We start from the raw sequence: 8,688 nt of genomic DNA on the forward strand, positions 1-8,688 counted from the left end.
CTGTAGAACTTCCCGGTAGAGTATGCGCGCACTGCGCAACAGGCGCGTCCAAAGGGGGAGATGGCGACGAGGTGCGGACTCCTGACCTGGGACTGCCCGCCTCCAGAGGCGGAGGTGCGATGGGTCTATCAGCCGGTGGAGGTCCAATACCCGGACGGCAGATGGACATTGGGCCGGATCAACGCCTGGTGGACGGACGGGGCGGGCGAGTTGTGGTGCCGGCTGCGGACCCTGCCCGGCGGTGCGTGCCCGCAGTGGCTGCGTTACGACCCCGAGTCGATCCTGCTCCTGCCCAGCACCGGCCTCTGAACCCTTCGTCCCTGCCGGCCCCGCCGGCCCGTCCGGCCGCCGCGAGCGCCCCCTCCCCCGTACGGCATCACCCGCATCAGCAGCATCAGAAGGACCAGAAGGGCCACCGGCGTGCATGACAGGCAGAGGCACCAGCAGACGGCCCGGCGGGGCACCGACGTCGCCCCCGGCTCGCCCCCTGCCGCCGGTGACGGCTCCCGCGGGCCCGGCAACTCCCGTGCGTCCGGCGCCTCCTCGCGCCGCAGGCCGGCCGGTTCGGCCGGCGGCTCCCGCGCCGGCTCCCGGAAGGCGGGCCGGCCGGACAAGGTACGGATGACCCGCCGCGGCCGCATCGTCGTCTGGACCGGCGGCGTGCTCGGCGTGCTGGTGCTCGGCACCGCCGGCGTCGGGGCGTGGGTCTATCAGCACCTGGACAGCAACATCCACGGCGCGGACATCGGCATCGACGGTGCCCGGCCGGTCAACCTCAGCCCCGGCTCCAAGAACATCCTGGTCGTCGGCTCGGACAGCCGGGCCGGCGCCAATGCCAAATACGGCCGGGGCCTGACGACCATGCAGTCGGACACGCTGATGCTCGTGCACATCGCGGCCAACCGGAAGTGGGCCACCGCGCTGTCCTTCCCCCGGGACTCCTGGGTGCAGATCCCCGCCTGCACCCGCGGCAACGGCTCACAGTCGTCCCCGCACCACTTCAAGATCAACGAGGCGTTCTCGATCGGCGGGGACTCCGGCGACATCACCAAGGCCGCGGCCTGCACCATCAAGACCGTCGAGAAGAACACCGGACTGCGCATCGACCACTTCACCTCGGTCGACTTCCAGGGCTTCAAGGGCATGGTCAACGCGCTGGGCGGCATAGAGGTCTGCCCCAAGCACGCCATCCACGACAAGAAGGCCCATCTGGACCTGGAGGCGGGCTGCCAGACCGTCCGGGACGAGAAGGCGCTGGGCTACGTCCGCACCCGCTACAGCGTCGGCGACGGCTCCGACCTCGGCCGGATCGGCCGCCAGCAGGAATTCATGAAGGCCCTGGGCGCCAAGGCGCAGGAAAAGCTCACCAGCCCCGGCGAGCTCTACGACTTCCTGGACTCGGCCACCAAGTCCCTCACCACCGACAAGGCCCTGGCCGGCATCAAGCCGCTCTACGACCTGGCCTCGACCGTCAAGGACATCCCCTCCGACCGGCTCACCTTCGTGACCGTCCCCAACTACTACCGCGAGGCGGACGTCCCCACCGACAAGGCCAATGTGATCTGGCAATACCCCCAGGCTTCCCAGCTGTTCAGCGACATCGCGCACGACCGGGAGCTCGGCGCCGCCGGGAAGAAGAAGCTCGCCGAGGCCGCCAAGAACCCGGTGACCGCCCACTCCGTGCAGGTCCGCGTCCTCAACGGCACCGGCATCCCCGGCCGGGCCGCCTCCGCCGCCGACCAGCTGCGCAAGCTCGGCTTCACGGTCATCGCCACCGGCAACGCCCCGTCGGCGGACAAGACCACCGTCACGTACCCGGCCGCGCTCAAGATCCAGAGCGAGGTGCTCGCCGCCCGCCTCCCGGGGGCCAAGGCCACGGAGTCGGCTCAGGCGGCCCCGGGCGCGGTGACGCTGACGATCGGGCCGGATTTCCGGGCGCAGGAGTAGTGGGCGTCCGGCCGGATTTCCGGGCGCAGGAGTAGTGGGCGTCCGGCCGGACCCCGGCCGCATTTACGGTCCGGGGCCGCCGGGCGCCGCACCGGGTGCGTCGCCGTCGTCCGTCAGACGCGCAGCCGCTCCACCGGGCGGGACGTGTGCACCTCGATGTCGTGTGCGGCCCGCTGCAACAGCTGGTGGCTGAGGTCGGACATCGCCCGTGCCACCGCCAGCTCGTCTCCGATGTCGGGGACGTTCTCATCGGCGGGATTGCAGCGCGCCGACCCCTGGCCGACCAGCTGCCCGCCCTCCTTGCCCCGCAGCCGGGCCTCGGCCCGGACCTCGCTGTTGTCCTCGGTGATGCTGATCTCGGCGTTCCATGTCTTCGTGCCGGTCACCGGAAGCCTCCTCGTACGCCCCCCAAGCAGCACATGAACCACCCCCACACAAATCGTCGCACCGGCAACCACCGGCCGCACCTGGGGCGATACCCGGGGCGAGGCCAGGGTCATCACCTGGGGCGATCCGCACCATGATCAGGGGGTTTTCCCCATGGTGGGGCCGTGCCGGGCCGCCCTAGCCTCACCTCGGGCACTCGGCGGGCACACCGCCCGCCGGACCAACTACCGACCACTTCCGGGGGAATTCATGCGCATGCGGGTCCGCTTCACCGTCGTCGTCGCGACGGCCGGCATCGGGATGTGCGGCGTCAGCGCCTGCGGACTGGTGCCCGGCAAGACCTTCCGGGACGACGCCGAGGTCTCGAAGAAGATCACGTCCATCCGGCTGGACAACACCTCGGGGGGCCTCACCGTCCACGGCGGCAAGGGCGGCGGCACGGTGTCGGTCCACCGCTCGGTGACGTACCACGGCGACCGGCCACAGGGCGCCACCCACCGGATCGAGGACGGGGTGCTGGTGCTCGGCGGCTGCGGCGAGCGCTGCACGGTGGACTACACGGTGCAGGTGCCGGCGGGCCTCCCGGTGCGCGGGGAGACCGCGGACGGGGCACTGGAGCTGACCCGCGTCGGCGCGGTGCAGGTGACCACCAGCTCCGGGGAGATCGACCTGGACGGCGTGACCGGCCCGGTCGACGCCACGACGACCGACGGCGCGATCACCGGACGCGGGCTGTCCGGCCGGGAGATCGCGGCCGAGACCTCCAACGGGGCGATCGACCTCACCCCGGCCACCGCGCAGAGCGTCCGGGCGAAGACGTCCAACGGCAGCATCACGGTGACGGTGCCGAAGGCCCGCTACCGCGTGTCCGCGGACACCAGCAACGGCGACAAGCACCTCGGCGTCGTCCAGGACCCGGCGGGGCGCTACCACCTGGACCTGACCACCAGCAACGGGGACATCACCGCGAAGTCGGCCTGAATACCGGGCTGTTGGGCCGGGCGACCGGGCGGAGCCGCCCGGGGTACGGGGACGCCCCGGCCCCCCGGCCGGGGCGGCTCCGCGCCCGGGTCGATCCCCGCGCCCGGGTCAGTCCTCGCCCTCCAGCTCCCCTTCGGTCTCCAGGAAGGCCTCCCGCAGCGCCGCCAGCGTCTCGGCGTCCGGCTTCTCCCACATGCCGCGGGACTCGGCCTCCAGGAGACGTTCGGCGATGCCGTGCAGGGCCCAGGGGTTGGCCTCCTGGAGGAACGCGCGGTTCTCCGGGTCCAGGACGTAGGCCTGTGCGAGCTTGTCGTACATCCAGTCGGCGACCACGCCCGTGGTGGCGTCGTAGCCGAACAAGTAGTCCACGGTGGCGGCGAGTTCGAAGGCGCCCTTGTAGCCGTGGCGGCGCATCGCCTCGATCCAGCGGGGGTTGACCACCCGGGCGCGGAACACCCGCGAGGTCTCTTCGACCAGGGTGCGGGTGCGGACCGTCTCGGGCCGGGTCGAGTCACCGATGTACGCCTCGGGCGCCTTGCCCTTGAGCGCCTTGACGGTGGCGACCATCCCGCCGTGGTACTGGAAGTAGTCGTCGGAGTCCGCGATGTCGTGCTCGCGGGTGTCGGTGTTCTTGGCGGCGACCGCGATGCGCTTGTAGGCGGTCTCCATCTCCTCCCGGGCCGGGCGGCCTTCGAGGCCGCGGCCGTAGGCGTAGCCGCCCCAGACGGTGTACACCTCGGCGAGGTCGGCGTCGGTGCGCCAGTCGCGGGAGTCGATCAGCTGGAGCAGGCCCGCGCCGTACGTCCCCGGGCGGGAGCCGAAGATGCGGGTGGTGGCGCGCCGCTCGTCGCCGTGCGCGGCCAGGTCGGCCTGCGCGTGGGCGCGGACGAAGTTGGACTCCGCGGGCTCGTCCAGACCGGCGACGAGCCGTACCGCGTCGTCGAGGAGGCCGATGACGTGCGGGAAGGCGTCGCGGAAGAAGCCGGAGATGCGCAGCGTGACGTCGACGCGGGGACGGCCCAGCTCGGCGAGCGGGATCGGCTCCAGGCCGTTGACCCGGCGCGAGGCGTCGTCCCAGACGGGGCGGACACCCAGCAGCGCGAGGGCCTCGGCCACGTCGTCGCCGCTGGTGCGCATCGCGCTGGTGCCCCACAGGGACAGGCCGACCGACTGCGGCCAGTCGCCGTTGTCGCTCCGGTAGCGCTCCAGCAGGGAGTCGGCGAGAGCCTGGCCGGTCTCCCAGGCGAGACGGGAGGGCACGGCCTTCGGGTCGACGGAGTAGAAGTTGCGGCCCGTCGGCAGGACGTTGACCAGGCCGCGCAGCGGGGAGCCGGAGGGACCGGCCGGCACGAAACCGCCGTTCAGCGCGTGCACCGCGTGGTCGATCTCATCGGTGGTGGCGGCCAGGCGCGGCACGACCTGGCGGGCGGCGAAGTCGAGGATGTCGGCGACCGCGGACGGATGGCCCGCGGCGACCCCGGCCACCGCCGCCGGGTCCCAGTCCGCGTCCTCCATCGCCTGCGCCAGGCCGCGGGCGGTGTCCTCGGCCGCGTCGGCGGTCGTCCGGGTGGCCGCGGACTCGTCCAGGCCGAGCGCCTCGCGCAGACCGGGCAGCGCGGACCTGCCGCCCCAGATCTGCCGGGCGCGCAGGATCGACAGCACGAGGTTCACCCGCGCCTCACCGGTCGGCGCGCCGCCCAGGACGTGCAGTCCGTCGCGGATCTGAGCGTCCTTGACCTCGCACAGCCAGCCGTCGACGTGCAGCAGGAAGTCGTCGAAGCCCTCGTCGTCGGGGCGTTCGTCCATGCCCAGGTCGTGGTCGAGCTTGGCGGCCTGGATCAGCGTCCAGATCTGGGCGCGGATCGCGGGCAGCTTGGCCGGGTCCATGGCGGAGATCGCCGCGTACTCGTCGAGCAGCTGCTCCAGGCGCGCGATGTCGCCGTAGGACTCGGCGCGGGCCATCGGCGGGACGAGGTGGTCGACGAGGGTGGCGTGGACCCGGCGCTTGGCCTGGGTGCCCTCGCCGGGGTCGTTGACCAGGAAGGGGTAGACGAGGGGGAGGTCGCCGAGGGCGGCGTCCGGGCCGCAGGCGGCGGACAGCCCGGCGTTCTTGCCGGGCAGCCACTCCAGGTTGCCGTGCTTGCCCAGGTGGACCATGGCGTGTGCGCCGAATCCGCCGTCGGCGGCGGAGGCCGCGATCCAGCGGTAGGCGGCCAAGTAGTGGTGCGAGGGCGGCAGATCGGGGTCGTGGTAGATCGCGATCGGGTTCTCGCCGAAGCCGCGCGGCGGCTGGATGAGGATGAGCAGATTGCCGCGGCGCAGGGCGGCCAGCACGATGTCGCCCTCGGGGTTGCGGCTGCGGTCGACGAACATCTCCCCGGGCGGCGGGCCCCAGTGCTGCTCGACGGAGTCGCGCAGCTCCTGCGGGAGGGTGGCGTACCAGCGCCGGTAGTCGGCGGCCGGGATCCGGACCGGGTTGCGGGCGAGCTGCTCCTCGGTGAGCCACTCCTGGTCGTGGCCGCCGGCCTCGATGAGGGCGTAGATCAGCTCGTCGCCGTCGCCGGATTCCAGACCGGGGACCTCTTCGGTGCCGAAGTCGTAGCCGTCGGCCCGCAGCCGGCGCAGCAGCGCGACGGCGCTGGCCGGGGTGTCCAGGCCGACCGCGTTGCCGATCCGGGAGTGCTTGGTCGGGTACGCGGACAGCACCAGCGCGAGGCGCTTCTCGGCGGCCGGGACATGGCGCAGCCGGGCATGGCGGACGGCGATCCCGGCGACCCGGGCCGCGCGCTCGGGGTCGGCCACGTACACCGGCAGCCCGTCCTCGTCGACCTCCTTGAAGGAGAACGGGACGGTGATCAGCCGGCCGTCGAACTCGGGGACCGCGATCTGCGAGGCGGCGTCCAGGGGCGAGAGGCCCTCGTCGTTCTCCTCCCAGGCGCTGCGCGGCCCGGTCAGGCACAGGGCCTGGAGGATCGGGACGTCGAGCGCGGCCAGCGCACCGGCGTCCCAGGCCTCGTCGTCCCCGCCGGCCGAGGCGTCCGCCGGCTTGCTGCCGCCCGCGGCGAGGACCGTGGTGACCAAGGCGTCGGCGGCCCCCAAGGCCTCGATCAGCTCCGGCTCGGGGGCGCGCAGGGAGGCGACGAAGAGCGGGCGGGCACGGCCGCCGGCCGCCTCGATCTGCTCGCACAGGGTGCGGACGAAGCCGGTGTTGCCGCTCATGTGGTGGGCGCGGTAGTAGAGCACCGCGATCAGCGGGCCGCTGTCGTTGCGGGACTCCCACTCCAGCGGCCCCCAGGACGGGGCGGGCGCCGGCGGCTCGAAGCCGTGGCCGGTCAGCAGCACCGTGTCGGAGAGGAAGCGGGCGAGCTGGTCGAGGTTGGCGGGGCCGCCGTGCGCGAGGTAGGCGTGCGCCTCGGCCGCGATGCCGACCGGGACCGTGGACTGCTCCATGAGCTGAGCGTCGGGGGCCTGTTCACCGGTGAGCACGACGACGGGCCGGTGCTGGTCCTCGGCGAGCAGCAGGTCCAGGCCCTCCTGCCAGGCGCGGATGCCGCCCAGGAGGCGTACGACGACGAGGTCCACGCCCTCCAGCAGGGCCGGCAGCCCGTCGACGTCCAGGCGGGCGGGGTTGGCGAGCCGGTACGGCACCGGGCCCGTGGCCGCGCGGGCGCTGAGCAGATCGGTGTCGGAGGTCGACAGCAGCAGAAGCATGCGAGCGCAGGCCTTCCTCGGGGTGTCCGCGCCCCGGGTGGTCGTAGGGACGGCGGGAGTTCCTGACTCACCCGGCACCTGCCGGGTTCACAGTGGCGGGACCGCGCCGGATTCGCACCGGGCTTCCTCCCTGGGGTCCACGACCCCACGCCGTCGCTGGCGTCCGGCGGATCAGCCGACCCACCGACCTGCATAGTAAGGGCTGGACCCGGGGGAGGTAAGCGGGCCTTTGCGACGGCCGGTCCCGGGCGGGGGTGAGGGTGGTCCGGGGCCGGTTCCGGCGTGCGCCGTCGTAGGTATGCTCGCCGCCATGCCGCCCTCCCCCTCGATACGCCCCCAAGGGGCCGAACCGCCCATACGGGACCGCGGTGACGCCTGCCCGGGAGCGCTGCGGCTGCACTCCGCCGCCGACGGGAATCTCGCCCGAGTACGGCTGCCCGCAGGTGACTTGACGGCCCATCAGGCACAGGCGCTGGCCACCGCCGCGGGCCGGCTCGGCGACGGCCACCTCTCCCTGACGTCACGCGGCAACGTAGAGCTCCGCGGCCTGCCCGACGGCTGCGGCGCCGAGCTGGCCGCCCTGCTGCGCGACGCCGGACTCCTGCCCTCCGCGCGCCACGAACGCGTCCGCAACATCCTCGCCTCCCCTCTGGCCGGACTGGACCGCAACACCCCTGCCGATGTGCGCCGATGGGCCCGTGAGCTGGACGAACTGCTCTGTGCGAGCGAGCAGGCGAGCGCGCTGTCGGGCCGCTTCCTCTTCGTCCTGGACGACGGCCGGGGTGACGTGGCGACGCTCGGCGGGGATGTGAGCTTGGTCGCAGAAGCGGACCGGGCCGCGGCGCCCGCCGGGTCCGGGGGCACCGCGCTGCTGCGGGTCGGCGACGATCCGGCGGCGCTGCGGATCGCCGGCCCGGACGCCCCGCGGGCCGCGCTCGGCGCCGCCGAGGCCTTCCTGACCGCCGCGGCGGCGCGCGGCAGCGGCGCCTGGCGGGTCCGTGAACTGCCCGCCGAACAGCCGCTGACGGCCCGGGAGGTGGCGGCACACCTGCACGAAACCGGCATCACCACCACATATGTGACGCAGGCGCCGACACCCGCCTCCCCGCCGTCCCCCCACTCCGCGGCCCCCGGGATCGTCGACGGCCCCGACGGCACGGCGTCGCTCTGCGTCCTGGCACCGCTGGGCCGGCTGACTCTCGCCCAGTGGCAACTGCTGACCGCCGTCGCCGCCGACGACGGCCGCGGCGCGCTGCGGCTGACCCCCTGGCGCGGCATCGTCCTCCCCGGGCTGCCGGCCGGCTCGGCCGCCGCCCGGCTGTCCGCGCTGGCGGCCGCCGGACTGATCACCGACCCGGACTCCCCCTGGCACCGCCTCGGCGCCTGCACCGGCCGCCCCGGCTGTGCCAAGTCGCTCACCGACGTCCGCACCGACGCCGCGGCCGCCGTCGCCGCGGGCGCCCGCGTCCCCGGCGCTCCCCCCACCGCCGTACCGGACGGCCTGCCCGTCCACTGGTCCGGCTGCGAACGCCGCTGCGGCCACCCCCACGGCGCATGGGTGGACGTACGGGCAACGGGGGAGGGCTACCGGGTGGCCGTCGTCCGCCCGGACACCGCACCGCCCCCCGACGACGCCACGGCACCACCCCCGTAACCCCGTCC

At 73.5% G+C, this 8,688-nt stretch carries 6 protein-coding genes and 1 riboswitch; of the genes, 4 read left to right on the forward strand and 2 right to left on the reverse strand.

Annotated features, from left to right (window positions below; translation table 11 throughout):
- The first annotated feature begins 60 nt into the window (after window positions 1-60).
- Together EST54_RS24900 and EST54_RS24905 are read left to right on the forward strand one after the other, a co-directional pair.
- Window positions 61-309 carry a hypothetical protein gene (locus EST54_RS24900; RefSeq protein ID WP_244942611.1) on the forward strand — a complete coding sequence of 83 codons (249 nt, stop codon included), beginning with the start codon at window positions 61-63 and terminating at the stop codon, window positions 307-309.
- A 312-nt stretch (window positions 310-621) separates the two neighbouring features.
- Complete coding sequence (locus EST54_RS24905) at window positions 622-1,947, forward strand: LCP family protein (RefSeq protein WP_129249965.1); 1,326 nt, start codon at window positions 622-624, stop codon at window positions 1,945-1,947.
- A 113-nt stretch (window positions 1,948-2,060) separates the two neighbouring features.
- Here EST54_RS24905 and EST54_RS24910 read toward each other — a convergent pair whose 3' ends face one another.
- The gene (locus EST54_RS24910) at window positions 2,061-2,333 is read right to left on the reverse strand and encodes a DUF1876 domain-containing protein (RefSeq protein WP_129249957.1); all 273 of its coding nucleotides are present in this window, start codon (window positions 2,331-2,333) and stop codon (window positions 2,061-2,063) included.
- A 250-nt stretch (window positions 2,334-2,583) separates the two neighbouring features.
- Here EST54_RS24910 and EST54_RS24915 point away from each other — a divergent pair, with 250 nt between their 5' ends.
- Window positions 2,584-3,315, forward strand: a complete 732-nt coding sequence (locus tag EST54_RS24915; protein WP_129249958.1) for a DUF4097 family beta strand repeat-containing protein — start codon at window positions 2,584-2,586, stop codon at window positions 3,313-3,315.
- Window positions 3,316-3,423: 108 nt separating this feature from the next.
- Here EST54_RS24915 and cobN read toward each other — a convergent pair whose 3' ends face one another.
- Window positions 3,424-7,026 (reverse strand): cobaltochelatase subunit CobN, encoded by a 3,603-nt coding sequence (gene cobN, locus EST54_RS24920; protein ID WP_129249959.1) that lies wholly within the window; start codon window positions 7,024-7,026, stop codon window positions 3,424-3,426.
- A 34-nt stretch (window positions 7,027-7,060) separates the two neighbouring features.
- Window positions 7,061-7,221: riboswitch (cobalamin riboswitch) on the reverse strand.
- 115 nt (window positions 7,222-7,336) lie between these two features.
- On the opposite strand from cobN, the gene cobG reads away from it, so the two are divergent.
- Window positions 7,337-8,680, forward strand: coding sequence for a precorrin-3B synthase (cobG, locus tag EST54_RS24925; protein WP_129249960.1), 1,344 nt, complete (start codon window positions 7,337-7,339; stop codon window positions 8,678-8,680).
- Window positions 8,681-8,688: the final 8 nt, after the last annotated feature.

This window comes from Streptomyces sioyaensis (genome assembly GCF_004122735.1).
Taxonomy (GTDB): domain Bacteria; phylum Actinomycetota; class Actinomycetes; order Streptomycetales; family Streptomycetaceae; genus Streptomyces; species Streptomyces sioyaensis.

Bases quoted from the DNA above. Each gene is read 5' to 3' on its own strand.
- EST54_RS24900 (WP_244942611.1), top strand. From the start codon at position 61: ATGGCGACGAGGTGCGGACTCCTGACCTGGGACTGCCCGCCTCCAGAG.
- EST54_RS24905 (WP_129249965.1), top strand. From the start codon at position 622: ATGACCCGCCGCGGCCGCATCGTCGTCTGGACCGGCGGCGTGCTCGGC.
- EST54_RS24915 (WP_129249958.1), top strand. From the start codon at position 2,584: ATGCGCATGCGGGTCCGCTTCACCGTCGTCGTCGCGACGGCCGGCATC.
- cobN (WP_129249959.1), bottom strand. From the start codon at position 7,026: ATGCTTCTGCTGCTGTCGACCTCCGACACCGATCTGCTCAGCGCCCGC.
- cobG (WP_129249960.1), top strand. From the start codon at position 7,337: ATGCCGCCCTCCCCCTCGATACGCCCCCAAGGGGCCGAACCGCCCATA.